The sequence below is a fragment of the Streptomyces atratus genome, assembly GCF_014648655.1.
Taxonomy (GTDB): Bacteria; Actinomycetota; Actinomycetes; order Streptomycetales; family Streptomycetaceae; genus Streptomyces; species Streptomyces atratus.
Genome location: NZ_BMRN01000015.1, coordinates 120826 through 144919 on the forward strand (window position 1 = coordinate 120826; position 24094 = coordinate 144919).

Here is a 24094-nt window from a genome sequence, read left to right on the forward strand (position 1 = left end):
GAGGAGCCGGCCGTACGGCAGGAGCCCTCCGCGGCGGGAGGAGCCGGTCACGCACCCGCGCGACCGGCTCCTCCCGCCCCGGGAACGGATCAGACGTCTTCCCGGACCAGGGCGAGCAGGCGGTCCAGTACGCGCGGTCCTCCCGCACGCAGCCCGTCGTGCTCGAACTCGTTGGTCACCCAGGTACGCAGACCGCGGATCGACTCCGCTGTGCGCAACGCGTGCCCGGTGTCGACATACATGTCGTCGTGGTAGACGGCTGCGGCGACCGGCACCTCGTTGGCGGCCAGCCGCTCGGTGTCGTACAGCGGCGCCCAGTCGGTACGGGAGGCCAGCAGCTCGGCCGTCTCGCGCAGCGGGCGCAGCGCCGGGTCCACCTCGAAGTGCCAGGGGTGGATGCTCTCACCCGTGAAGAGCACCGCTCCGTCGCCCTTGAGCGCCGTGGCCGCGTCGAACTGCGGGAATTCGGCACGGACCCGCTCGGCGGCCCAGCCGGTGGGCTGTTCGCCCTGACCGTAGATCGCCTCGTGCATCAGCGCGTACAGCGGATGCCCGGCGAATGAGTTGGCCGTGCGCATCGCTTCCTGGAAGGTGTCGGAGAGTTCGGTGCCGAGCGGCGTACGGACGAAGGCGTTCTCCAGCAGATAGTGCAGCTGGTGACTGCCGTTGCCGCCGCCCAGCATGATGCCGAGGGACTGGAACCCCTCGGGTGTCAAACGGTGTCCCGCGCTTTCCGGGCGGTGCTCGGCGAGGTGAGCGGTGATCTCCCGGGCGCGCTCGACGTCCTGCGGGTAGCGGGCGTAGTGGGCGGCTACCTTGCGCTCGATCCGCGGGTAGGCGGCCCGGTAGACGTCGTCGGCGTGTGCGTCGAGCGAGGGCAGTCCACCGGTGATGAGGACGGCCTTGAGCCCTTCGGGGGCGGCCGAAAGATAGCGGACGGCGCAGAAGCCGCCGAAGGACTGGCCGAGTACCGTCCACGGTTCGCCGCCGGTCAGCTGCGGGCGGATCAGCTCGCAGTCGCGCACGATGTTGTCGGAGCGGAAGTGGGCGAGGTAGTCGGCCTGCTCGCGCGGGCCGCCGCGCAGCGGCAGGGTCTGCCGGTTGGCCGGGGTGGAGAGGCCGGTGCCGCGCTGGTCGAGGAGCAGCACACGGAACTCCTGCACGGCTCGCCCCAGCCATGCCTCCGTGCCGATGAAGCGCCTGGCGCCGAAGCCGGGGCCACCCTCCAGATAGACCAGCCAGGGCAGCTCCTCGCCGTCCTTGCCGCTCGCCACGGCCTCCCTGCCGAAGACCTCGATCTGCTCACCGCCCGGATCGGTGTGGTCGAGCGGGACCGTGAAATAGCGGTCGGTGAAGACGATGCCGGGGTGCCGGTAGCTGTTCACAAGGTGCTCCTGAATCAGATGTTCCACGGACAGTTCAGCACATGGCCGTGACACGGACAGTCGCGGCCCGTGTGCGGCACGCCCGGGGGCCTCCTACCGTGCAGACATGATCCGGTTCGAGCAGGTCAGCAAGGTCTATCCGGACGGTACGAGAGCGGTCGACGGTCTTTCCTTCGAGGTCGCCGAGGGGGAACTCGTCACCCTGGTCGGACCGTCCGGCTGCGGCAAGACCACCACGATGATGATGGTGAACCGGCTGATCGAGCCGTCGTCGGGCCGGATCCTGGTCAACGGCGAGGACATCTCCGGCGTCGATCCGGTGAAACTGCGCCGCCGGATCGGCTATGTCATCCAGCAGGTCGGTCTCTTCCCGCACCGCACGATCCTCGACAACACCGCGACGGTCCCCTCGCTGGTCGGCTGGAAGCGGGCGAGGGCCCGCGAGCGGGCGGCCGAGCTGCTGGATCTGGTGGGCCTCGACCCGAAGACGTACGGCTCCCGCTACCCCGCCCAGCTCTCCGGGGGGCAGCGTCAACGCGTGGGCGTGGCGAGGGCGTTGGCCGCCGACCCGCCGGTGCTGCTGATGGACGAGCCGTTCGGCGCGGTCGACCCGGTGGTGCGTGAGCGGCTGCAGGACGAATTCCTGAGTCTTCAGGCGAGGGTCAGGAAGACGGTCCTGATGGTCACCCATGACATCGAGGAAGCGGTCCGGATGGGTGACCGGATCGCGGTCTACGGGACAGGGCGCATCGAGCAGTTCGACAGCCCGGGGGCGGTGCTCGGGTCTCCCGCGACCTCGTATGTGGCACAGTTCGTGGGCGCCGACCGGGGTCTGAAGCGCCTTTCGGTCACCACGATCGAGCCGGACGATCTGGAGCAGCCGCCGGTCGCGCGGCTGGACGAGCCGGTGAGGTCGGCGGCGGCACGGCTGAGCAGTGCGGGTGCCCGCTGGGCGGTGGTGCTGAACGGCGAGGGCGACCTGCACGGCTGGGTGTCGGCGGACGCGCTGCGGATCGCCGGGGAACATGGCACGGTCGGCGAGCCGGCCCGCCGGATGGACGCCTGGGTGCCGGTCGGTGCACCACTGAAGCAGGCGTTCAGTGAGATGCTCCAGCACGACGCCGGGTGGGTCGCGGTGCTGGACGGGTCGCGGTTCCTCGGCGTGCTGACTCCGGCCAAACTCCACGAGGCGCTGCGCCGCTCGGTGGACGCCGATGCGCAGGGCGTGGGCCGGGACGAGGTGTGGTTCGACTCGGTGGCGGACGCGTAGGGCGCGCGCTGTGCGTCGCAGGCCACGCGCCGGTCAGGACTGGTCCTACCGTCCGCGCCGGTAGCTGCTGCCGTCCTTGGGGCGGACCAGCAGACCGGCGACGACCAGATAGCGGCGCAGCGCCGAGCAGTCCTCGTGCACCGTGAGCAGTGCCTCGTTGACCTCACGTTCGGTGTAGGTCCGGTCCCGCTCGAAGAGCGTCTCGCTGAGGTGGACCAGCAACTGCTCACGGCGTGCCGTCTTGCGGGGGATCGCCGCCAGACGGCCGTGCGAGAAGAGCGCCGCCACCTGGTGCGAACCGCTTGAATCGTTGTCAGGCATGAGGGGGAGCGTCGCAGGCCGCCGGTCTGCGGGCAACGTGTTTTCGGCGCGCCCGCGGGCTGGATGGCGGACGGGGCCTGCCCGTCCCCGATCTGCCGGGCAGGACCTGAGACCGACCGGCAGATGGGAGTGGGAGAAGGAGCGGTTTGCGATGCGTGGTTCATGGCAGAGCTTGCTGACCCGGCCGGCGCCCGGGTTGAGGTCGGTGAGAGCGAGCGCTTCAAAGCGCATCGGGTACCACTGGCGGTACGCCCGGATGCCTTCTCGCAGTCGGCGGTACGAGGCGGTGGTGCCGAACTGCTCCACCCACGGGTGCTCGTCCGGTGGGACGGCCTGGTGGGTGAGCCGGCCGCCGATTCGGACACGACTTCTTCCCGGCGCAAGGGCACCTCGTCCGCGCGCCAACCGCACCCGTACGGTGTGATCGACCATCCAATGGTGATCACTCACCTCTGTGCAAAAGGCGGTTCCGCATGTCCCTGTTCGATCTGCCCCTCGATGAACTGCGTGACTATCGCAGCCGTTCGGTGGAGCCGGAGGACTTCGACGCGTTCTGGTCCGAGACCCTCGACGAGGCCAGGTCCCACGACCTCGACGCCCGGTTCGAGCTGCGTACGGGCACCGGGCTGACGACCGTCGACGTGTACGACGTGACGTTCGCCGGCTTCGGCGGTCACCCGGTCAAGGGCTGGTTCGTTCTCCCGGCGGGCACCACCGAACCGCTGCCGGTGGTCGTGGAGTTCATCGGCTACGGCGGCGGGCGGGGCCTGGCCCACACCCATCTGCTCTGGGCGTCGGCCGGTTTCGCCCACTTCGTGATGGACACCCGGGGCCAGGGCAGCGGCTGGCTCGTCGGCGACACCCCCGACCCGGTGGGCAGCGCGCCCTCGTACCCCGGTTTCATGACCCGGGGCATCGAGGACCCGCACGCGTTCTACTACCGGCGCGTGTTCACCGACGCGGTACGTGCGGTGGAGGCGGCGCGCTCGCATCCGCTGACCGATGCGGCGCGCACCGCGGCCATCGGTGTGAGTCAGGGCGGCGGCATCACGCTCGCCGTCGGCGGGCTGATACCCGACCTCACGGCGATCGCGCCGGACGTCCCGTTCCTGTGCGACTTCCCCCGCGCGCTGACCGTCACCGACCGCAACCCGTACCGCGAGGTGGGCAGCTACCTCAAGACGCACCGGGGCCGGGCCGAACAGGCGAGGGCCACTCTGTCCTACTTCGACGGGGTGCACTTCGCCGCACGCGGGCGTGCACCGGCACTGTTCTCGACGGCTCTGGAGGACATGACCTGCCCGCCCTCGACCGTCTTCGCCGCCTTCAACGCGTACGCCCACCAGGACAAGGCCATCGAGGTGTACGACTTCAACGATCACGAGGGCGGTGGGCCGTTCCAGGAGGCCGCGCAGCTGGGCTGGCTGCCCGGGAAGCTGAAGGCGTGATCCGAGGAGCGGCCCCGGTGCAGCGCCGCGTCAATGCGTTGCGGGGTCGGTGAGCCAGTCTGATCAAACGAAACTGCCTGGGCGTCCGGGCCACCGCCATCGGGTCGGCACGCTTTCGTGTGCCCCGCACGGCCCTCCCTCCCCGGGGCCGACGGCGCCCATGTCCGAGCCCGAGAACGGGCCTGCGTTAATCGCTGGTGTGCGGCCCGGTGACCCTTGTAGGTTGGCAGCGCGACCGCGCCTCCGATGCGCTCGGCTGCGGCTACTTCCTTATGACAACCAAGTGATGCCGCCGCCCCTTTGATCTCGGCAGGCGCGGGCGTCTTCGCCCCGTCGGATCTTTTGGCCGGGGCCCGTCCAATCCATTGAATCCGGGGGGATTCGCTGCCTCGTCACACCCCGCGCGTCTCCAAGATCTGGCCCGAGATGCTCGTGGCCCCGCACGTCTCGGCGGCCGCCCGCTCCCTGCCCCCACCACGGCTCCATCACGGGCCCGCCAGGCCGGACTTGCGCACCTACGAGGGCGGCCCGGCCTTCGTCCGGGAGCCCCGCGAGGAGCTCTTCCTCCTTGCGGTCGGCAACTTCGTCTCCCAGCGGACCTTTTACGAGAGCGGTGAAGAGCGGGACGACCGGTACGCCCGGCTCGTCGGTGAACTCGCTGTGCAGGACCCCGTGTGGACGGCCGGCCTGCTGCGCTGGCTTCGCAGCGAGGGCAACATGCGCACGGCGTCCCTGGTGGGCGCCGCCGCGTACGTGCGGGCCCGGCTCGAGGCCGGGGAGTCCGCAGGCCCGTCCAACCGGTCCGTGATCGACTCGGTGCTCCGGCGCGCCGACGAGCCCGGCGAGCTGCTCGCCCACTGGATCTCGGTGTACGGGCGAAACGTGCCGCAGCCCGTGAAGCGGGGCATCGCCGACGGCGTACGCCGGCTGTACACGTCCCGGTCCCTGCTCAAGTACGACACCGTGTCCAAGGGCTTCCGCTTCGGCGACGTGCTCAACCTGGTGCACGCCTCCCCCGACCCGGACAAGCCCTGGCAGGGCGCGCTCTTCCGGTACGCCCTGGACCGCCGCCACCACCCGGAGCAGGCGGTTCCGCCGGCCTCCGACCACCTGCTGACTGCTCATCGGGCGTTGATGGAGTCGGCTGCGGACGAGCGGCGGGCGGTGGTGACCGGGCCGGGCGGCCCCGAGCGGCTGGCCGCGGCGGGCATGACGTGGGAGGCCCTGGCGGGCTGGCTCCACGGACCGATGGACGCCGCCGTCTGGGAAGCCGCGATCCCCACGATGGCGCCGATGGCGCTCATGCGGAATCTGCGGAACTTCGACGAGGCGGGGGTCTCGGACGAAGTCGCGGCCCGGGTCGCCGCACGGCTCTCGGACGCCTCCGAGGTCGCCCGGTCCCGGCAGTTCCCCTTCCGCTACCTGGCCGCCCACCAGCACGCGCCGTCGCAGCGCTGGGCGGTCGCGCTGGAACGGGCGCTGGGCCACTCCCTGGCCAACGTACCGCCCCTGCCCGGCCGGACTCTGATCCTGGTGGACCGGTCGGACTCCATGTTCTGGGACACCGTCTCCGAGCGGTCCGAGCTGACTCGGGCGGACGCGGCGGCCGTGTTCGGCACCGCGCTGGCCATGCGTGCCGAGCAGGCGGATCTGGTGGAGTTCGGCTGGGGCAGCGCAGAGGTGCCGTTCGAGCCGGGCGAGCCGGTGCTCGAGGTGCTGAAACGATTCCGTAGCCTCGGAGGCACCTACACCACGAAGGCGGTACGGAAGCATTACCAGGAGCACGACCGGGTCCTGATCGTCACCGACGAGCAGGCCGCCTCCTACGACCCAGGCGGGCCGGCCGAACCGGTCCCCGCCGACATTCCGGTCTACACGTGGAACCTTGCGGGGTACCGGCCCGCCCACGGCCCCACGGGCCCCCACCGGCACACCTTCGGCGGCCTCACGGACGCCGCGTTCCGGATGGTCGGCCTCATCGAGGCCGGCCGCGAGGCCGCTTGGCCGTGGACCGCTGAGCCGGCCTGATCCCAGGACACGGCTGAGGAGACCGCTGAGGATCTCGAAGCAGCACCCGACTTGCGCCGATTCAGCCCGCTTTGCATTTACTGGCAATCCGGCATGAGTCGGGTGGCCCGAGCGAGATCTTCAGGAGTCTTCCAGCCGCGCGGGATGAGGTTCCTGGACTCCAGATAGATGCGTGCCACGTCCTCGGGGAGCCGTCGCCAGCTGTCGACCTGCTCGTTGAGCCGGGCCAGGTCGGCGGTCGTCAGAACGGTGTTGAGCTTGTCCAGCGCCTTGCGTACGCCTTCGCTGCCCGCCCGGGACCGGTTGACGACGGGGACGAGGTAGTCGGCGTTCTGCAAGTGCTTGTCGTCGGCGAGCAGGACGAGGCCGAAGTCGTCGAGGGTGGCATCGGTGGTGGTGGTCAGGACCATCTGGTCCTGACCGTTCCGGACGGCCTGTTTGGCCTGGGTGGTGCCGACGCCCTTGGGGTCCACGGCCGTGATGCGGATGCCGTACGTCTTCTTCAGCCCGATTGCGCAGTAGGGGCGTTGTACGCATTCGTCGCCGGCGGCCAGGCGCACGGGCAGTCCGGATCCTCCGAGGTCGCTGAGGGTCTTCAGGTGGTGTTTCGCCGCATACGGGGCGGCGACCGCGAAGGCGTTCCGGTCGACGGCGCGCCCGGGGTCGAGGACGGTGAGGCCACGGGGTGCGGCGAGGGCGCGCAGCGCCTTCATCGTGGCGGTGAGGTCGGGCGAGCCGACGGGGCCTGCGTCGGCGCCGTTCTTCTTGGCGTTCAGCCAGTCCGCGAAAGTGGCCGCGTACTCCGGTACGACGTCGATCTGGCCGCTCTCCAGCGCCGGTTCGTAGATCTCACGGTTGCTGACGGAGATGATCTTTGTGGAGTACCCGGCCCGGTCGAGCAGCAGCGCGTACATCTGGGCGAGCAGATCGCTCTCGGTGAAGCCCGCGGAGCCGATGGTGAGGTGTGTGCTGTCGCCCGGCGGTGCGGTGATCTCACCCTGGTTCTCCAGAGAGGGCCCGGTGGTGCACGCGCTCGCCGACAGCAGGAGCACGAGGAGCACAAGGAGGGCATTGCGCGGCCTCATCCGGATCCCTCGCCGCAAAACCGGTCGGGGGCGAGCCGTTGCGCCACAGCGAAGAGCCCCTCGACGATCAAGGCGAAGACGGCTACGAGCACGGCCCCGGCGACCACCTGCGCGGTGGAGGCGAGGTTGAAGCCCGCGGTGATGATGCGGCCGAGTCCCCCGCCGCCCGCCAGCGCCGCGAGAGTGGCGGTGGCGACGAGCTGGACGGCGGCGATCCGTACGCCGGTGAGAATCAGGGGCAGGGCGAGCGGCACCTCCACGCCCAGCATCAGCTGCCTGCCCGTCATACCCATTCCGGTGGCCGCCCGCACGACGTCGCGGTCGACCTCGCGCATGCCGATGTAGGCGTTGGTGAGCAGCGGCGGTACGGCAAAGAGGACGAGGGCGACGATGGTCGGCCACTCTCCGTGCCCGCCGATCGGGGTGAGGATCAGCAGCACCAGCACGGCGAAGGTGGGGACGGCCCGGCCGATGTTGGAGATGTTGACGGCGAGCGCGCCGCCCTTGCCGAGATGGCCGAGGACCAGGGCGATGGGCAGCGCGATCAGACAGCTGATCAGCAGGCAGACGACAGTGAGGAACAGATGCTGGCCCACACGGTTCCAGATGCCGCCGTCGCCGGACCAGTGCGCCGGGGTCGTGAGCCAGGACCAGGCGGCGGCGAGGGTGTTCACGACCGCCTCCGGGTCCACGGGGTCAGGATTCGTTGCGCGAGAAGAAGCAGCACGTCGGCGGCGACGGCGATGACGACGCAGAGGACGGAGGCGGTGAGCACCTGGGCCTTGAAGTACGTGTTCATCCCGGAGTAGATGAGGTTGCCGAGTCCGCCGTAGCCGACGATCGCACCGACCGTGACCAGGGAGACCGCGGAGACGGTCGCGATACGCAGTCCGGCCATGGCGGCGGGCAGGGCCAGGGGAAGCTCCACGGCGACGAGTAGACGCACGGGGCCGTACCCCATGCCGCGTGCGGCCTGCCTGGTCTCCGCGGGCACGGCGCGCAGTCCGGCGAGGATGTTCCTTACGAGGAGGGTGAGCGAGTACAGGACGAGTCCGGCGACGACGAGCGAGGCGGAGAGTCCGTACACCGGCAGCAGCAGAGAGAACATGGCGAGCGACGGCACGGTGTAGAGGATGGTCGTCACGCCGAGGACCGGGCCGGCCGCCCAGCGCCGGCGGCGCGCCGCGAGGGCGAGCGGAACGGCGAGGACCAGTCCGAGGAGTACGGAGACCACGGTGAGCTGAAGATGCTGGACGACGGCGTCCCAGAGAATCTCGCGACGGCTGGTCAGGTAGGCGCCGCAAAGCCACTCATTGCGCGCGAGGCAGTCGTCGGGAGGCGCGGTCACCCGTCCATTGGAGCGCGGGCGGGCGGGTGGACGCGCGTCCTGATCGACTGTCCGGGGGGACCGTGTGGGGGTCGTACGCGCGTGACGCGGACGGACGGGCGCATGGCGGCACCGCCGAACCGTGCGGCACCGCGGCCTATTCGGACGCTGCTGCCGCGCCCGCGGGGCGTTCGACCTTCTTCACCGTGATGTCGTCCGGTCCGAGCTGCCGCCCGTCGGCCGAGTGGACCTCCAGCGCCCGGGGCGGGCGGCCGTGCCGCAGGTCGACCATCTCCGAGTGCGGTTCGCCGGGATCGAAGAAGTGGCCCTCGCCCCACTGCCGCAGCGCCACGATGACCGGGAAGAGATCCCTGCCCTTGGGCGTCAGCACGTATTCGTGGTACGCGCTGCCGTCGGCCGCCGGAGCCATGTCGAGGATGCCGCCCGCGACCAGATCGCGCAGGCGCGACGCGAGGATGTTCTTCGCCACGCCCAGGCTGCGCTGGAACTCCCCGAAGCGGCGACTGCCGTCGAACGCGTCGCGGACGATCAGGAGCGACCACCAGTCGCCGATCGCATCGACCGAACGAGCCACCGGGCAGTCGCTCTCGTTGAAGCGCGTCCGCTTGACCATGCGGTCCTCCCTCACACCATCGGTTGCAACATGCTACCAGATGAGACTACGATCAACCTGGTAGCAAAATGCAACCAACCTGATCGAGGGGTGTCACATGGCCGGCAGCGAGAGCACGATGCGGTCCGAGAAGGCCGACGGGGGAACACCGGCTCGCGCCCTGTCCGGACGCACGACACTGCTGTTCGCGGTCGCGTCCGGCTTGGCGGTGGCCAATGTCTACTTCGCGCAACCCCTGCTCGCCACCCTGAGCCGGGACTTCCGGATCAGTCCGGCGACCGTCGGCATCGTCGTCACCCTCACCCAGATCGGATACGGTCTCGGGCTGTTCCTGCTCGTGCCCCTGGGCGATCTGGTCGACCGGCGGCGCCTCGTCGTGACCCAGCTGGTACTGCTGGCGACGGCACTCATCGCAACCGGAACCGCGGCCACCGCACCGATCCTGCTGACCGCCCTGGCCGCGGTGGGCTTTCTCGCCGTGGTGACGCAGACCCTCGTGGCGTTCGCCGCGTCGCTGTCCGCCCCGGACCGACGCGGCCGTGCGGTCGGCCTGGTCACCAGCGGAATCGTCATCGGAATCCTGCTGGCCCGCACGGTCTCCGGCGCACTGGCCGACCTGGCGGGCTGGCGATCGGTCTACCTCACATCGGCGGTACTGACCCTTGCGCTCACCCTGTCCCTGCATCGCGTGCTGCCACGACGCGCCACACCGCCCACCCCCATGCGATACATGCAGTTGCTGCGTTCAACACTCGTCCTGTTCGCCGAGGAACGCGTACTCCGTGTCCGAGCTCTGCTCGCCCTGCTGATCTTCGCCGCGTTCAGCACCCTGTGGAGCTGCGTCGCGCTGCCGCTGAGCGAACCCCCGCTGTCTCTGTCGCACACAGCCATCGGCGCGTTCGGGCTCGCCGGGGCGGCGGGCGCGCTCGCGGCCGCTCCGGCCGGGCGCCTGCACGACCGCGGCCTCGCCGGGTGGACAACCGGCGTAGCACTGGCCCTGCTCACCGCGTCGTGGCTCCCCCTCGCCCTCACCCGGCAGTCGCTGTTGGCACTGGCGGTCGGCGCGATCGTCCTCGACCTCGCCGTGCAGGCCGTCCATGTCACCAGCCAGAGCCTGATCTACGCGGTCCGTCCCGACGCGGGCAGCCGTCTGATCGGCGGTTACATGGTCTTCTACTCGGTCGGCAGCGCTACGGGCGCCCTCGCCTCGACAACCGTCTACGCGATGGCCGGATGGGGTGCGGTGTGCGTTCTCGGCGCCGCGATCAGCGCACTCGCGCTGCTCGTGTGGGCGGCGACCCGCAATGAGACGCCTCGGGCAGGCACGACCGGAGCGCCGAGCGCATCCGCCTGATGACCGGGGGCGACGCCCACTGCACCGGCACGGCAGGCCCGGCGAGACCGGGGGCCGGACTTGCTGCGTATGGGGGGCACCCGCGCGCCTACCGCCCGGTACGGCCGCACCTGACGGTAGACCGGGGTTCACATCCCTTCCCCGTATACATACCGAGGAGCCCCCGCATGTCGTCGCCCGGCCTCACCGATGACACCTACCGCTTCGACGATCTGCACGCGCTCTACCTCAACTGCACGCTCAAGCGCTCCCCGGAGACCAGCAATACGCAGGGGCTGATCGACCACAGCCGCGCGATCATGGAGGAGCACGGCGTCACCACCGAGGTGGTCCGGGCCGTCGACCACGACATCGCGACCGGCGTCTGGCCGGACATGCGGGAGCACGGCTGGCAGACGGACGCCTGGCCGGAGCTGTACGAGAAGGTGATGGCCGCCGACATCCTGGTGCTGTGCGGGCCGATCTGGCTGGGGGACAACAGCTCGGTGATGAAACGGGTCGTCGAGCGTCTCTACGCCTGTTCCAGCATCCTCAACGACAAGGACCAATACGCGTATTACGGCCGGGTGGGCGGCTGTCTGATCACCGGGAACGAGGACGGGGTCAAGCACTGCGCGATGAATCTGCTCTACAGCCTCCAGCACCTCGGCTACACGATCCCTCCGCAGGCCGATGCGGGCTGGATCGGGGAGGCGGGGCCCGGCCCGTCGTATCTGGACCCGGGGTCGGGTGGTCCGGAGAACGACTTCACCAACCGCAACACCTCTTTCATGGCCTGGAACCTGATGCATCTCGCCACGATGCTGAGGCGTGCGAACGGCATCCCGGCCCACGGCAACCAGCGCTCCGAGTGGGATGCGGGCTGCCGCTCGGACTATCCCAACCCGGAGCACCGCTGACCCCTCCCCCGGCTGACGAGGCCGCGTCCGGGGAGGCGCGGCGGGCGCACGGCCCTCGCCTCCCCCGGGCGGTCGTCAGTGCTGTTCGGCTGCCGGCTCCAGGACGAAGACCGGAATCTGCCGGTCGGTCTTGAGCTGGTAGTCGGCGTAGTCGGGGAACGCCTCGACCGCGCGCTGCCACCACGCCGCCTTCTCCTCGCCGGTGACCTCACGGGCGTTCATGTCCTGTCGGACCGGGCCGTCCTGCAGCTCCACGCGGGGGTCGGCCACGATGTTGTGGTACCAGACGGGGTGCTTGGGCGCGCCACCCTGCGAGGCGACCACGGCATACGTGCCGTTGTGCTCGACCCGCATCAGCGGGGTCTTGCGGATCTTGCCGCTCCTGGCCCCGCGGGTGGTGAGGAGGATGACCGGCAGGCCCCGCATCGTGGTCCCCTCCGTCCCACCCGAGCTCTCGAACAGCTCGACCTGATCGCGGACCCACTGCGCGGGGCTCGGCTCGTACTCGCCCTTGAGAGGCATGGCATCTGTCCCATCGTCGACATTCGGTTACGCAGACACGCGGACATGCGGGCACAGGTGCGTCCCGCTGCTCCGAGAACTCTTTCATCATTCCGCCCACCCGGGGCCGGGCGGATCCGCGTGTCATGGCGGCAGTCGGGCCGGCGTCAGGGGTGCGGCGGATTCAGCCGCAGTTGCAGCATCGCTTCGAATCTCGCCTCCGGGTCGTCGAGATCGATGCCCGCCACCACGGCCAGCCGCTTGAGCCGGTAGCGGAAGGTGTTGGGGTGGATGTGTACGGCGGCAGCGGCGGCGGCCACATCGCCGAAGGTGCTCAGCCAGGCCTCCAGAGTGTCCGTGAGGGCGGTGTTGTGCTGGGCGTCGTAGGCGCGCAGCCGGATGACCGGGCCGTCGGGGAGGTCGTCCTCGGCGGCGATCCGGTCCGTCAGCTCCTCCAGCAGCGAGGCGGCGTAGACGTCCGACAGCCTTGCGGCCGTTCGCTGCGAGCGGCCGGAGCCGAGAACGCGCAGCGCCCGGTCCGCGTCGGCGCGGGAGCGGCGCAGTTCGGCCGGGCGGGCGGCGAGCCGGCCGACGCCGATGACGGCGGGGACACGGTTGCCTATGCGGCCGAGGAACGCGTCGGCCACCCGTAGCGCGTGCTCGTCCGAACTCGTGGGCAGCACCGCGTAGGTGACGCCCCCGAGTGAGGCCGCGGCCGTACGGGGATGGATCGCGGCCAGGTGCAGGGCGAGGGCCTCGGCGATGCGGTGGCCCGCGGCCACCCGGTCGGGCGCCGACGGCTCGCCGGTCACCGCGAGCGCCAGTACGCATGCGGGCTGCGCGGACAGGCCGAGCCGTACGGCGGCCTGCGGTGCGTGCGTGCCGCCCTCCAGGACCGTGGCGAGCAGATCCGCGCGCAGCCGGCGTTCGACGTCCTCGCCCGTGCGGTGGCGCAGCAGATGCAGGGCGGCCACCTTCGCCGCCTCCTGCAGGGCCTGCATACGGTCCTCGCTCAGCGGTCCGTCGACCACGACCCAGATCGAACCGAGGATCTCGCCGCCTGCGCGGACGGCGATCGCGACGCGGGGCTTGTCGGAGATGCCCGCCACATAAACGGGTTCTTCCTTGCGGTAGAGGGCCTGGAAGGCGCCGAGTTGCTCCAGGGCGCGCAGCTTCTCGGCGGGCACCTGACGGTCGAGGACGGTCGCGATCCTGGCGTCGTCGCCCTCGTCCTGCCGGCTGGAGAAGGCGAGCACCCGACCGCTGCGGTCCTCGACGGTGACCGGGCCGTCCAGCAGTCCGGCCGTCGCGTTGGCCAGCGCGAACAGGTCACCGGCGAGCGGCTCGGCGCCATCGGCCTCGTCGGGGCCGCCCACCGTCCCCAGTTCGTCGACCGCGAGCAGCGACCGCAGCAGCGCGGCCACCTGGGCCCAGGACGCGCCGGGGGTCAGGCCGAGCACGGTCAGGCCGGTGCGCGCGGCCGCCTCGGCCACCGGCCCGTCCACCGGGACCGGGGACCGGACGACCACGGCCGCCGCGCCGAGCCCGGCGGCCCGGTCGACCAGAGCGGCGACCGGCTCGGCGCCGTACACGCCGACGCCGAGCACCACCGCGCCGGGCAGCCTGGCCGGCTCGTCCAGCGGGTCCTGGATGAGCACTCCGCTGACGGTGCGGGCCGGGTCGGCCTGCCCGGCCACCACCTCGATCAGCGTCGATCCCAGATCGTTGAGGATCCGGCCGAGCACGGCCCGCGGCTGCTCCGTCATCTTCACAAGGTAGTTGATCGGAGTTCGTCGACGGCGAGTGCTGCCACCTGCCCGATCACCCGGTCCGCCCGGGAGTTGTGCAGGTCCGGCCGGTCGGACCGGGTGAAGACTGCCACCGCCCAGCGCCCGCCGTCGCGGTCCTCGATCACCCCGGCCTCGTTGCGCCAGCCCGGCAGTGTCCCGGTCTTGCCGGCGACGCGGTAGCTGTCGTCGAAGCCGGACCACAGTCGGTGCGGCCAGATCTGCTGGGACATCACGGCCCGTACCTCGGCGCAGGCTTCGGCGGGGCCGGCCTCGTCACGCCAGATCCGGACCAGCAGTTCCGCGATGTCGCGGGCCGTCCCCCGGGTGGTGCGTTCGGGGACGCACACCGAAAGCTTCAGAAGCTCCTTGGGCCCCTGCGTGGCGAGTGCCGCCATCCTCGCGTGCGCCTCGACCTCGGTGGTCACGCCGAGGTCGGCGAAGAGCGAGCCGGTCAGCTCCAGACAGCCACCGATCAAGTGGGTTTTGCGCAGGCCAAGTTCGGCGAGCAGTCCATTGACGGTGTCGAGACCGACCCGGGCCAATACCACATCGGTGGCTGCGTTGTCGCTCATCGTCAGCATCATGTGGACCAGGTCGCGCAGGCTCATCTCGACCGGGTCGGCGCAGCCGGAAGTGCCGATGCCGCCGTCGCGGTAGTGCGGGTCCACCGAGTGGCGCTGGGTCCTGTCCAGCCGTCCTGCGGCGGCCTCGCGTGCGTAGGCGAGTGCGATCGGGATCTTGAACACGGAGGCGAGGCAGACCGGTTCGTCCGCCGCGACGCCGATCGTGCGGTCGCCGTCCACCTCTCGGGCGAAGAAGTACCCCTGGACCTCGGCGTCGTCGAACGCCGTCCGGATCCTGTTCCCGACGGTGCCTGACACAGTTGCGGTCATCGGCTGATCCATTCGGTCGATTCGGTCACTTCGGCCAGCTGTGCGGGGATCGGGGAGAGTCCGAGCCCCGGTGCGCGGGGCACGTCGAGATGGCCGTCCTTCAGCACGAACGGTTCGGTGATGTCGGTCCGGTAGTAGCGGTCGGACGCGGAGGTGTCGCCGGGCAGGGTGAAGCCCGGCAGGGCGGCGAGGGCGACATTGGCGGCCCGGCCGAGGCCGGTCTCCAGCATTCCGCCGCACCAGACCGGGACGCTGTGCGCGGCGCACACGTCGTGGATCCGCCGGGCCTCCAGATAGCCGCCGACCCGCCCCGGCTTGATGTTGACGACCGAACAGGCACCCATGGCGATCGCGTCGGCCGCCGAGCGGGCCGAGACGATGGATTCGTCCAGACAGATGGGGGTGCGCACCCGTTCGGCCAGTGCCGCGTGGCCCCGGATGTCCTCCTCGTCCAGGGGCTGTTCGATCAGCAGCAGCCCGTACGGGTCGAGCCGGGCCAGCTGTGCGGCGTCGGCGAGGGTGTACGCGGTGTTGGCGTCCACCTGGAGCAGTACGGCGTCGCCGAAGCGCTCCCGGACCGCACGCACCGGTTCCACGTCCCAGCCTGGTTCGATCTTCAGCTTGATCCGCAGATAGCCCTCGGCGAGATAGCCGTCGACGGCGTCGAGCAGTGCGGGGATCGAGTCCATGATGCCGACCGACACCCCGGCCGGCACCCTCTCGGCCGTCGCCCCCAGCCACTGCCCCATCGACAGTTCATGGGCGCGCAGCCAGGCGTCCAGCACCGCGGTCTCCAGTGCGGCCTTGGCCATCCGGTGCCCCTTGAACGCGGCCAGTGCCGGGGCGACCGCCCAGGGGTCGAGCGCCGGGAGGGCGGTGAGCGCGGGCACGAGATAGCTGCGCAGCACGTCCGCCGCGGCCGCGGTGTACTCCGAGGAGTACAGCGGATCGGCCATGGTGACGCATTCGCCATAGCCCTCATGGTGCTCGGTCTCGACCCTGACCAGCAGGATCTCCCGGGTGGTCATGGTGGCGAACGAGGTTCGGAAGGGTGCGACCAGCGGCATCGCGATCCGGCGCAGTTCCACACCGACGAGCTTCATGCCTGCCTCTCCTGACGTTTGTCGATCACGTACCAGCCGTCCCGGGTGAATCCGGTGACGGTGTGTCCCTCGGCCATCAGGCCGCCGAGTACCTCGCGCAGCGCGTAGCGCCATTCGCGGGCCAGGGGCGGGTCGGTGCGGCGCACTGTCTCGATCTCCGTGGGGATCCGGACGAGGACGGTGTCGCCGTCCCGGCGCCCGACGGCGGGGCGGCCGTCGGGCTTGGCGTCCAGACCGACCACGGCGTGTGCACCCGCTTCGTCGACCGTGACGATGTGAGGTGTGCCCGCCGCGGATCCGACGGCATGACGGCCGGTCAGCTCCCAGCGGACCATCAGCCGGTCCGTCTCGGTCCCGGCATTGACCTCGTCCTGCATCGCGCCGTAGAAGTCGGCCAGGTACTCGCTCGGCGCCGCCCCCAGTTTGGCCAGGTTGAAGTAGGCGTTGCGGCTGATCAGCGGGTCGAAGGTCCAGGTGACCGCGGTGATGCCACGGGCCAGGGCCCAGGCCCGCTGATGGAGTTTGACGGCGAAGCCGACATTGCGGCCCCGGACGCTGTCGTCCACCCCGGCGATGTGCGAGTGCAGTCCGGCGGTGGCCAGGAAGCCCAGGCAGAATCCGACCATCCGGCCGTCCTGGTGGACACCGACGACATAGCTGCCGGAGTGGGCGAAGACCCGCAACAGCTCCGGGGTGATCAGCGGGTTGCCGGGAACGGGCCGCCAGACCCGGTCCAGCACCTTGCAGGCCGCCAGCATCTCGTCCAGCCCGTGCAGCTCCGTGACGGTCACGCCGGCACGGTGCGCGGCCAGATCCGCGGCGGCTGCCGCGGCAGCCGCCTCCGTACCGTTCACGATGTCACCCGACCGGGTACGGACAGCGGCTCGCGTACGAGCGAGGCCACCAGGGAGGCCACGAGTGCCGCGCGGCGGGGCAGCTCGGCGACGACCACATGCTCGTCGTCCGCGTGCGCCCCGCCGCCCACGGCCCCGAGCCCGTCCAGCGTGGGCGTGCCCGCTCCGGCGGTGAGATTGCCGTCGGATCCGCCGCCGACCGCGACACCGCGCAGCGGGCCGAAGCCCAGCTCCGCGTAGCGGCTTCGGGCGAGTTCGAACAGCTCCGCCGACGCGCTCGCCTGCAGCGGCGGGCGGTCCGGGCCTCCGGCGAGCCCCAGCGAGGCGCCCGCGAGCACCGGCGCGAGCCCCTGCACGGCACGGTCCACCCGGTCCTGTTCGGCGACCGTCTCCACCCGTACGTCGACCAGCAGCCGGGCCGCATCGGGCACCGTGTTGCGGGTGGTGCCGGAGGAGGCCACGGTCGGCGTCACCGTGGTGCCGGTCGCCGGATCGGCGAGTGCGGACAACGCGAGTACCTGATGGGCCAGTTCGGTGGTCGTGTTGACCCCGCGCTGGGGTTCGAGTCCGGCGTGCGCCGCGCGTCCGGTGATGTTCAGTTCGTAGCCGGACACACCCTTGCGCGCGGTCTTCAGTGCGCCGCCCTCGCTCGCCTCCAGGACGAGTACGGCCCCGGTTCGGCGGGCCTCGGCCTCGATCAGGGTGCGCGAGGTCGGGGAGCCGATCTCCTCGTCGCCCGTGAGCAGGACCGACACCCCGTCCAGGTCGTCGAGCACCGACAGCGCGTGGAACAGCTGCGCCACGCCGGCCTTCATGTCGAAGCAGCCGGGTCCTGTCAGCCGTCCCCCGGCCACCTCGAAGGGGTGCCCCGTCAGCGAGCCCACCGGCCACACCGTGTCGAAGTGGCCGAGCAGCAGCACCCGGTCGCCGGAGCCGAAGCGCCAGCGCAGAGCGGGCCGTCCCGAGCCGTCGAGCCACTCGGGCGCCGCGCCGGTCAGCCGGGTGCCGAGCCCGGCGACGACCCGGGCGCAGTCGGCGACGGCAGCCAGGTCCTCGCTGGGGGACTCGGTGCGGACCAGCTCCTCGATGTCGGCCAACAGGCCCGGCAGCCCCGCCTCCAGGGCGGTGGCGATTGCGGTCACGTCAGCCCACCTTGGGGGTGGCGCGGCCACCGTGGTGAATGTAGGGCGTGCCGTCGGCGAGTGTGTAGAACACGACCGGGAACCAGGACTTCATCCCCGGCCGCTGCACCACGAACAGCCCCGGCTCGACCGGGTGCAGCTCGTACTCCTGCTCCGTGTCGGGGGTCAGTTCGGCCAGCGGTCCGGTGATCCGGTTGAGCATCACCAGGCCGCCGTCCCGCTCCACGATCTCGACCCGGCTGGAGAGCCGCTCGTACACACCGACGTAGTCGGCGGGGTCCACCGCAACCGGCTCCGTGGCCGGCTGGAGGGTGGTGCGCATCGTCACGCCTGCCAGCTCCTGGACGATCTCCGCGAACACCTCCCGGTAGAGGCTCATGGTGTCGCCGCCATTGGTGAGCAGGCAGATCGCCAGGTCGGCCTCGGGCAGCACCCGCAGGAACGCGCTCTGCCCGATCGTGCCGCCGTCGTGTCCGTACACCCGCTGTCCGTCCCAGGTGTCGAGGAACCAGCCCAGCCCCCAGGCGTTCCCCAGGATGTACGGGTCGGGGAGCTCGATCTGCGGGGTCTGCATGGCGGTGACGCCCTCGGCCGAGAGGATCTTGGTGCCCTCCTCGGTGACGCCGTTGTCGAGGTGCAGCCGGGCGAACTGCAGTACCTCGCGCGGCGTCGAGCAGATCAGTCCGGCCGGTCCGGCCGAACGCATCAGGCCCCACAGCGGGGCCTGCAACGGCGGATCCCCCAGATGTCCGATGGCGGCGCGGAAGCGCAGCGCCTCCTCGGGCAGGGTCACGGTGTGCGTCAGGCCGAGCGGACGGAACAGGCGCTCACGCATCAGCTCGTCCCACTGGACGCCGGTGACGACTTCCAGCACCCTGCCGAGCAGTGTGAAGCCCGCGTTGCAGTACGACATGGTGGCGCCGAGCGGGTGGTTGGGAGTGCTGTCACCCAGCAGCGCGGCGAACTTCTCCAGGCAGTCGTCGCCCCGGCCGGTGTCGGTGAAGAGGTCGCCGTCGATGCCGCTGGTGTGGTCCAGGAGATGTCGGAGCGTCACGCCGCGGGTCAGCTCCTCGTTCGCGAGCCGCAGTTCGGGGAGTACGGAGACGATGGGCGCGTCCAGTTCGAGCAGCCCCTCGTCGACCAGGGCCATGGCCACCGTGGTGGTCCACACCTTGGAGATCGAGCCGATCTGAAACAGGGTGTCGGTGGTCGTCTCGATCCCGGCGTCGGTGTTGGCCAGGCCTACAGCGGCCTCCGCGATCAGTTCGCCACGGTGCAGGATGCCGAGGTTGGCGCCGGGGACGGAGTGACGGGCGGTCAGTTCGGTGAGGCGGGCGGTCCAGCGGGCGGACAGGTCGGTGGTGTCGGTCATGTTCGGCTCCGATTCCGTTTCGTTCAGGGATTCCAGGGTGTTCAGCGGGTTCAGCGGTCGGTGTGGGTCGTGACCCATTCGATCAGTCGGCGGGAGTAGTCCTCCCGGTGCGAGGGCCGGCCGTCCAGGAGGAACAGGTGCGAGCCGCCGGGGTACACGACCAGCCGGACCGGCACTTCCCGGCTGCGCAGGGCGTGGAACCACTGCTCGGCCTGGCCGACCGGGCAGGTGTCGTCCGTACCGCCGTGCAGGATCAGGGTGGGCGCGCGCACCGCGTCGGCATGGCTGATCGGCGAGAGCGCTGTCAGCCGTTCCGGGTCGCCGATCTCGTGGGCGGCGATCAGATGTCCTTCTTCCGAGGTGCCCGCCATGCTCTTCAGATCGACCAGGATGCCGCCCGGTACGACGGCGGCGAAGAGGTCGCTGCGGGCGGAGAGCCAGCAGGTCAGATAGCCGCCGTAGCTGTAGCCGGTGAGCGCGATCCGTTCCGGATCGACGAGCCCCTCGGCGACGAGGGTGGCGACCGGTTGCAGGACGTCCTGTTCGTCGGTCTCGCCCCAGGCACCCACGGCGGCCGTGTAGAACGCCTCGCCGTAGCCGTCGCTGCCGCGGACGTTCAGCGTCAGGATCGTCCAGCCCTGCGAGGCCAGCTCCTGGTGGTAGAGGTGGACCGGGTCGGAGTGCGGCGCCCAGGCGTTGTGCGGGCCGCCGTGCACGTCGACCAGCAGCGGCCCGCCCGGGGGTGTCTGAGCGGCGCGGGTGATCATGCCGTGCACCACCGTCCCGTCCGAGATGGTGAACTCGCGTTCGGTGACCGGGTGGAGGGCGATCTCGGGCAGTGACCGGGCCATGTGGTCGGTGAGCCGCGCGGGCTGTCGCCCGGCCGAGGGCTCGCCCGGTTTCCCGGACGTCCAGGCGTCCAGGTCGAGCAGAGCGATCTCGGCGAAGCTCGATGCGTCGGAGACCACCACCGCCGCTCGCCCGGTCTTCGTCGCGACCGAGCAGCCGCTGACCCCGGTGCCGACGGGCAGCGGGGACGCGCTGATCCCGGCCGCGTCCACCCGGTACAGGCGTGTGGCGCCCCGGTCGCGGGCGCAGAACACGATGTCGTCACCGTGGAACTGAGGCAGCGCGCCCGGGTAGCCCGGGCCGCCGCCCATGACGTTGCGGTCCAGAGCTGCGCTGATGGACACCGGCTCCGATCCGTCCAGGGGCTGGCGCAGCAGCTCCAGGTGGCCGACGCCGAACGTGTTCCGGCCGACGACGAGCAGCGCGGCCCCGTCGGGGAACCAGCTCACCGGGCCGGCGAGACCGTCGGCCGGGCCGACCCGGCGGGGCTCGGGCGCGCCTTCCCCGACCCCTACGACATGGGCGGCCGAGGTCCCGAGGACAGCCGCGTCGGGGCCGCTCTGCGCCGGGTAGGCGAGCTGTGTTCCGTCGGGCGACCAGGTGGGCGAGCCGACGTGCCGGTCGGCCTCGGTGAGCTGCCTGACCTCGCCCGATTCCGTCCCGACCACGAACAGTTGCGTCCGGACCGACCCGATCAGGCCCACGCCGTCCGCCTTCCAGCCGAGGGCGTCGATGACCACGGGTGCGCTGTCGTCGCGCCGGGTCGCGGGGGCCGAGAACGCGATCCGTGATCCGTCCGGGCTCCAGACCGGTGTGCCCGCCCCCGCCGGGCACCGGGCGGGCGTGGTGAGTGCTACGGCCTCCCCTCCGTCGACGGGCAGCAGATGGAGCTGTCCCTCGCGCAGGAACGCCAGTTGCGTCCCGTCCGGGGACCAGCGCGGCGCAGTGTCCGCGGGTCCGCGGGTGAGCCGCCGGGCCGGGCCACCTGCGCAACGTACCTCCCAGATGGAGCGCACCACGAGGTCGTTCTCGGCGTCCTGGGTGGTCAGTGTGTAGGCGACGCGTTCGCCGTCGGGGGACAGTGCGGGATCGCCGGGGATCTCGAACCGGTACAAGTCGTCGATCGTCAGTGGTCGGGTCATGACGCCTCCTCGGCGAGGGCAAGGGTGGGTACGCAGGAGATCAGGTTCCGGGTCGTCGGGTGCTCCGGTCGCTCCAGCACCCGTTCGGTGGGGCCGCACTCGACGAGGTGCCCGTCGTCCATCACGGCGACCTGGTCGGACAAGTAGCGGACGACCGCGAGGTTGTGGGAGATGAAGAGCATCGCGAAGCCCAGTTCGCGCTGGAGCCGGCGGAGCAGATTGAGCACCGCGCCCTGTACGGACACGTCCAGGGCCGAGGTGATCTCGTCCGCGATCAACACGGCGGGCCTGGCTGCCAGGGCCCTTGCCAGGGCCACCCGTTGACGCTGGCCGCCCGAGAGCGCGTCCGGGGCGAGTACCGCCCGTGCGGGGTCAATGCCGACGAGCTCCAGGTAGCGGGCCACTTCCGCGTCGCATGCGGACCGGCGTTCGCGTGCTGGTGCCTTGCGGGCGGGTGTTTCGCACGAGGCTGCTTCGCGGGGCAGCGCTTCGGCGACCGATGCGCCGATGGTCATGCGCGGGTCGAGCGAGGCGTACGGATTCTGGAACACCAGCTGCACCGGGCTGCGCCCGCGTCGGCGCCCGGCATCGCTCCCGGCGACCAGTACGCGCCCCGACTGCATCGGGGCCAGCCCGACGACGGCCTTCCCGAGGGTCGATTTGCCCGACCCCGACCCGCCCACCAGTCCGGTGACCGTGCCCTCAGGCACCAGCAGGTCGACGTTGTCCACCGCGGTGAAGCGGCCGTAGCGCACGGTGATCCCGCGCAGTTCGAGTGAGCTCATGACGTGGCCTCCGCTCCGTGCGATGCGGCCTGGGCGGGGGCGACGGCCGTTTCCGCGTCCACGGGGTACCAGCAGGCGACCCGTTGGCCCGGCCCGAAGCCGGCCAGCTCGGGGGCGTCGTCGTGGCAGCGTTTACGGGCGCGTTCGCAGCGCGGTGCGAAGGGGCATCCCGCGCCGGCCTCCCCCGGTTCCGGCGGGCGGCCGGGGATGGTCGCCAGCTCGGTGCCGGGATCCGTGGCCATCGTCGGGACCGCCCCCACCAGTGCCCGGGTGTACGGGTGGGCCGCGCCGCCGACCAGCTGGGCAACCGGGAGGTCCTCGACGATCAGGCCGCCGTACATCACCAGGACCCGTTCGCAGACCTGGGCGACGACGGCGAGGTCGTGCGAGATCAGGAGCAGCGCGGCGCCGGAGTCCGCGCGTACCTCGGCAAGCAGGTCGAGCACCTGTTGCTGGACGGCCACGTCGAGCGCCGTGGTCGGCTCATCGGCGACGATCAGTTTCGGCTCCCCCATCAGGCCCATCGCGATGACGGCCCGCTGTCGCATCCCGCCGGAGTACTCGTGCGGCCGCTGCCGGGCGCGCCGCTCCGGCAAGGGGATACGGACTGCGCCGAGCCGGTCCACGGCGCGTGCCGTGGCCTGTGCGCGGGTCGCGCCGAGGTGCACCTCGGCCACCTCGGCGAGCTGGCGGCCCACGCGCAGGGCCGGATTGAGCGAGGCCATCGGGTCCTGGAAGACCATGGCCAGTTCGGTGCCCAGGCGCGGGTCCGCCCGCAGATCGTGCCCGTCGAAGCGGAGGGTGCCGGCGCAGACCCGTCCTGGATGCGGGACGAGGTCCGCCAGTGCCAGCGCGGTCAGGCTCTTGCCGGAACCCGATTCGCCGACCAGGCCGACGGCCTCGCCCACGCCGATGCTCAACGAGATCCCGCGTACGGCCCGGCGCCCTCCCGGGAACGTCACCCGCAGATCCCGAGCCCGGACCAATGCCCCGCCATCACCGTCAGGGGCTGTTTCATCCTGCGGCTTCACCTGCTGCGGCGTCGCCTCCCGGGCCTGCGGCGCACGTCGGCCGCCGGCCTGTGCGAGTACTTCACCGACCAGCCCGAACATCAGTCCCGTGAGGACCACGGCCGCGCCGGGCGCGAGTGCCGCCACCGGGTTCACATAGATCCGGTTCAACTGTTCGTTGAGCAGCCGCCCCCAGTCGTACTCCGGCGGCTGTACACCCAGTCCAAGGAACGAGAGGCCGGAGAAGGCGACCAGGATGCCCCCTGCCGCCTGGGTGGCGAACAGCACCGACGGCTCGGCGATGTTGGGGAGCAGATGACGTACCACCAGCTTGAACCGGCCCACGCCGAGGATCCGTGCCGCAGCGACGTAGTCCGAGCCCGCGATCGACGCCGTCAGGTTCTGCACCAGCCGTGCCATGGGCGGGACCATGGCCAGCCCCACGGCGAACACCGCGCCGGTGCTGCCCACCCCGAAGATCGTGGCGAGGAAGAGCAGGAACAGCAGCCCGGGAAAGGCGACCAGTACGCCCACGGTGGCGGTGATCAGCCGGCCGAGGCGTCGGCCCACGACCGCCGGCGCCACACCGAGCAGCAGCCCGCCGCCGACCCCGATCACGGCTGCCAGCAGGGTGAGTCGCAGGGTCAGCCGGGTCGCCACCACCACGCGGGCGGCGATGTCGCGGCCGAGCTGGTCGGTGCCCAGGAGATGGGCGGCACTGCTCCCCCGGTTGATCGCGTCCGTGTCGATCCGCGCGGCCTGATCACCGAGCAGGACGGGCCCGAACACGGCGACCAGCACCACCAGCAGGCAGGCGGTGAGAGCGGTGACACCGATCGGCGTCCTGAGCGTGCGCCCCAGCCGGTGCCGTAGCGAGGTGTCTTGGTCCTGATGAGGCATCG

21 protein-coding genes and 1 pseudogene are annotated in these 24094 nt (G+C 70.9%); 5 read left to right on the plus strand and 17 right to left on the minus strand.

Annotation, left to right across the window (positions count from 1 at the left end; all coding sequences use genetic code 11):
- Nucleotides 1-89: 89 nt before the first annotated feature.
- Nucleotides 90-1385, minus strand: a complete 1296-nt coding sequence (locus tag IEZ15_RS23975; RefSeq protein ID WP_189279299.1) for an alpha/beta fold hydrolase — start codon at nucleotides 1383-1385, stop codon at nucleotides 90-92.
- A 106-nt stretch (nucleotides 1386-1491) separates the two neighbouring features.
- Here IEZ15_RS23975 and IEZ15_RS23980 point away from each other — a divergent pair, with 106 nt between their 5' ends.
- Entirely contained in the window at nucleotides 1492-2655 is a 1164-nt protein-coding gene (locus tag IEZ15_RS23980) for an ABC transporter ATP-binding protein (RefSeq protein ID WP_189279300.1), read from the plus strand.
- 45 nt (nucleotides 2656-2700) lie between these two features.
- Here IEZ15_RS23980 and IEZ15_RS23985 read toward each other — a convergent pair whose 3' ends face one another.
- Nucleotides 2701-2976: a DUF2087 domain-containing protein gene (locus tag IEZ15_RS23985; RefSeq protein WP_114248080.1), complete on the minus strand. Its 276-nt coding sequence runs from the start codon at nucleotides 2974-2976 to the stop codon at nucleotides 2701-2703.
- Between the two features lie 147 nt (nucleotides 2977-3123).
- Nucleotides 3124-3408: pseudogene (locus tag IEZ15_RS44950) on the minus strand (FAD-dependent oxidoreductase); the annotation flags it as partial.
- Between the two features lie 41 nt (nucleotides 3409-3449).
- Here IEZ15_RS44950 and IEZ15_RS23990 point away from each other — a divergent pair.
- Complete coding sequence (locus tag IEZ15_RS23990; protein WP_189279301.1) at nucleotides 3450-4424, plus strand: acetylxylan esterase; 975 nt, start codon at nucleotides 3450-3452, stop codon at nucleotides 4422-4424.
- 426 nt (nucleotides 4425-4850) lie between these two features.
- The gene (locus IEZ15_RS23995) at nucleotides 4851-6452 is read left to right on the plus strand and encodes a TROVE domain-containing protein (protein ID WP_189279302.1); all 1602 of its coding nucleotides are present in this window, start codon (nucleotides 4851-4853) and stop codon (nucleotides 6450-6452) included.
- Between the two features lie 77 nt (nucleotides 6453-6529).
- Here the strand turns inward: IEZ15_RS23995 and IEZ15_RS24000 are convergent, their stop codons facing one another.
- The 4 genes from IEZ15_RS24000 to IEZ15_RS24015 form a co-directional block, all read right to left on the minus strand.
- Nucleotides 6530-7537, minus strand: coding sequence for an ABC transporter substrate-binding protein (locus IEZ15_RS24000; RefSeq protein WP_189279303.1), 1008 nt, complete (start codon nucleotides 7535-7537; stop codon nucleotides 6530-6532).
- Nucleotides 7534-8211 carry an ABC transporter permease gene (locus tag IEZ15_RS24005; protein WP_189279338.1) on the minus strand — a complete coding sequence of 226 codons (678 nt, stop codon included), beginning with the start codon at nucleotides 8209-8211 and terminating at the stop codon, nucleotides 7534-7536. The genes IEZ15_RS24000 and IEZ15_RS24005 overlap by 4 nt, the downstream gene beginning before the upstream one ends.
- Nucleotides 8208-8885 carry an ABC transporter permease gene (locus IEZ15_RS24010; RefSeq protein WP_189279304.1) on the minus strand — a complete coding sequence of 226 codons (678 nt, stop codon included), beginning with the start codon at nucleotides 8883-8885 and terminating at the stop codon, nucleotides 8208-8210. The genes IEZ15_RS24005 and IEZ15_RS24010 overlap by 4 nt, the downstream gene beginning before the upstream one ends.
- Before the next feature lie 136 nt (nucleotides 8886-9021).
- Entirely contained in the window at nucleotides 9022-9498 is a 477-nt protein-coding gene (locus IEZ15_RS24015; protein ID WP_114248075.1) for a winged helix-turn-helix transcriptional regulator, read from the minus strand.
- Nucleotides 9499-9616: 118 nt separating this feature from the next.
- Here IEZ15_RS24015 and IEZ15_RS24020 point away from each other — a divergent pair, with 118 nt between their 5' ends.
- Together IEZ15_RS24020 and IEZ15_RS24025 are read left to right on the plus strand one after the other, a co-directional pair.
- The gene (locus IEZ15_RS24020; RefSeq protein WP_229846085.1) at nucleotides 9617-10852 is read left to right on the plus strand and encodes an MFS transporter; all 1236 of its coding nucleotides are present in this window, start codon (nucleotides 9617-9619) and stop codon (nucleotides 10850-10852) included.
- Nucleotides 10853-11019: 167 nt separating this feature from the next.
- Entirely contained in the window at nucleotides 11020-11751 is a 732-nt protein-coding gene (locus tag IEZ15_RS24025; protein ID WP_189279306.1) for a flavodoxin family protein, read from the plus strand.
- Between the two features lie 75 nt (nucleotides 11752-11826).
- Here the strand turns inward: IEZ15_RS24025 and IEZ15_RS24030 are convergent, their stop codons facing one another.
- The 10 genes from IEZ15_RS24030 to IEZ15_RS24070 all read right to left on the minus strand — a co-directional run bounded on the left by IEZ15_RS24030 (nucleotide 11827) and on the right by IEZ15_RS24070 (nucleotide 24092).
- The gene (locus tag IEZ15_RS24030; protein ID WP_114248072.1) at nucleotides 11827-12273 is read right to left on the minus strand and encodes a nitroreductase family deazaflavin-dependent oxidoreductase; all 447 of its coding nucleotides are present in this window, start codon (nucleotides 12271-12273) and stop codon (nucleotides 11827-11829) included.
- Nucleotides 12274-12419: 146 nt separating this feature from the next.
- A complete protein-coding gene (locus tag IEZ15_RS24035) occupies nucleotides 12420-14018 on the minus strand; it encodes a PucR family transcriptional regulator (RefSeq protein WP_189279307.1) in 1599 nt (532 codons plus the stop codon).
- A 2-nt stretch (nucleotides 14019-14020) separates the two neighbouring features.
- Complete coding sequence (locus IEZ15_RS24040; RefSeq protein ID WP_189279308.1) at nucleotides 14021-14935, minus strand: serine hydrolase; 915 nt, start codon at nucleotides 14933-14935, stop codon at nucleotides 14021-14023.
- Nucleotides 14932-16038 (minus strand): o-succinylbenzoate synthase, encoded by a 1107-nt coding sequence (gene menC, locus IEZ15_RS24045; RefSeq protein WP_114248069.1) that lies wholly within the window; start codon nucleotides 16036-16038, stop codon nucleotides 14932-14934. Before menC ends, IEZ15_RS24040 begins: the two co-directional genes overlap by 4 nt.
- Complete coding sequence (locus tag IEZ15_RS24050) at nucleotides 16035-16892, minus strand: GNAT family N-acetyltransferase (protein WP_229846072.1); 858 nt, start codon at nucleotides 16890-16892, stop codon at nucleotides 16035-16037. The genes menC and IEZ15_RS24050 overlap by 4 nt, the downstream gene beginning before the upstream one ends.
- Entirely contained in the window at nucleotides 16889-18034 is a 1146-nt protein-coding gene (locus IEZ15_RS24055; protein WP_229846073.1) for a M20 family metallopeptidase, read from the minus strand. The genes IEZ15_RS24050 and IEZ15_RS24055 overlap by 4 nt, the downstream gene beginning before the upstream one ends.
- A 1-nt stretch (nucleotide 18035) precedes the next feature.
- Complete coding sequence (locus IEZ15_RS44955; RefSeq protein WP_229846074.1) at nucleotides 18036-19406, minus strand: serine hydrolase domain-containing protein; 1371 nt, start codon at nucleotides 19404-19406, stop codon at nucleotides 18036-18038.
- 50 nt (nucleotides 19407-19456) lie between these two features.
- Entirely contained in the window at nucleotides 19457-21397 is a 1941-nt protein-coding gene (locus IEZ15_RS44960; RefSeq protein ID WP_229846075.1) for a S9 family peptidase, read from the minus strand.
- Complete coding sequence (locus IEZ15_RS24065) at nucleotides 21394-22182, minus strand: ABC transporter ATP-binding protein (protein WP_189279309.1); 789 nt, start codon at nucleotides 22180-22182, stop codon at nucleotides 21394-21396. The genes IEZ15_RS44960 and IEZ15_RS24065 overlap by 4 nt, the downstream gene beginning before the upstream one ends.
- Entirely contained in the window at nucleotides 22179-24092 is a 1914-nt protein-coding gene (locus IEZ15_RS24070) for a dipeptide/oligopeptide/nickel ABC transporter permease/ATP-binding protein (RefSeq protein WP_189279310.1), read from the minus strand. Before IEZ15_RS24070 ends, IEZ15_RS24065 begins: the two co-directional genes overlap by 4 nt.
- Between the last annotated feature and the right edge of the window lie 2 nt (nucleotides 24093-24094).

Excerpts from the sequence above, each read along its gene's own strand:
- IEZ15_RS24035 (WP_189279307.1), bottom strand. The coding sequence starts at position 14,018 with ATGACGGAGCAGCCGCGGGCCGTGCTCGGCCGGATCCTCAACGATCTG.
- IEZ15_RS44960 (WP_229846075.1), bottom strand. The coding sequence starts at position 21,397 with ATGACCCGACCACTGACGATCGACGACTTGTACCGGTTCGAGATCCCC.
- IEZ15_RS24030 (WP_114248072.1), bottom strand. The coding sequence starts at position 12,273 with ATGCCTCTCAAGGGCGAGTACGAGCCGAGCCCCGCGCAGTGGGTCCGC.
- IEZ15_RS23990 (WP_189279301.1), top strand. The coding sequence starts at position 3,450 with ATGTCCCTGTTCGATCTGCCCCTCGATGAACTGCGTGACTATCGCAGC.
- IEZ15_RS24040 (WP_189279308.1), bottom strand. The coding sequence starts at position 14,935 with ATGACCGCAACTGTGTCAGGCACCGTCGGGAACAGGATCCGGACGGCG.
- IEZ15_RS44955 (WP_229846074.1), bottom strand. The coding sequence starts at position 19,406 with ATGACCGACACCACCGACCTGTCCGCCCGCTGGACCGCCCGCCTCACC.
- IEZ15_RS23995 (WP_189279302.1), top strand. The coding sequence starts at position 4,851 with ATGCTCGTGGCCCCGCACGTCTCGGCGGCCGCCCGCTCCCTGCCCCCA.
- IEZ15_RS24070 (WP_189279310.1), bottom strand. The coding sequence starts at position 24,092 with ATGCCTCATCAGGACCAAGACACCTCGCTACGGCACCGGCTGGGGCGC.
- IEZ15_RS24020 (WP_229846085.1), top strand. The coding sequence starts at position 9,617 with ATGCGGTCCGAGAAGGCCGACGGGGGAACACCGGCTCGCGCCCTGTCC.
- IEZ15_RS24015 (WP_114248075.1), bottom strand. The coding sequence starts at position 9,498 with ATGGTCAAGCGGACGCGCTTCAACGAGAGCGACTGCCCGGTGGCTCGT.
- IEZ15_RS23985 (WP_114248080.1), bottom strand. The coding sequence starts at position 2,976 with ATGCCTGACAACGATTCAAGCGGTTCGCACCAGGTGGCGGCGCTCTTC.
- IEZ15_RS24065 (WP_189279309.1), bottom strand. The coding sequence starts at position 22,182 with ATGAGCTCACTCGAACTGCGCGGGATCACCGTGCGCTACGGCCGCTTC.
- IEZ15_RS24025 (WP_189279306.1), top strand. The coding sequence starts at position 11,020 with ATGTCGTCGCCCGGCCTCACCGATGACACCTACCGCTTCGACGATCTG.
- menC (WP_114248069.1), bottom strand. The coding sequence starts at position 16,038 with ATGAAGCTCGTCGGTGTGGAACTGCGCCGGATCGCGATGCCGCTGGTC.
- IEZ15_RS24000 (WP_189279303.1), bottom strand. The coding sequence starts at position 7,537 with ATGAGGCCGCGCAATGCCCTCCTTGTGCTCCTCGTGCTCCTGCTGTCG.
- IEZ15_RS23980 (WP_189279300.1), top strand. The coding sequence starts at position 1,492 with ATGATCCGGTTCGAGCAGGTCAGCAAGGTCTATCCGGACGGTACGAGA.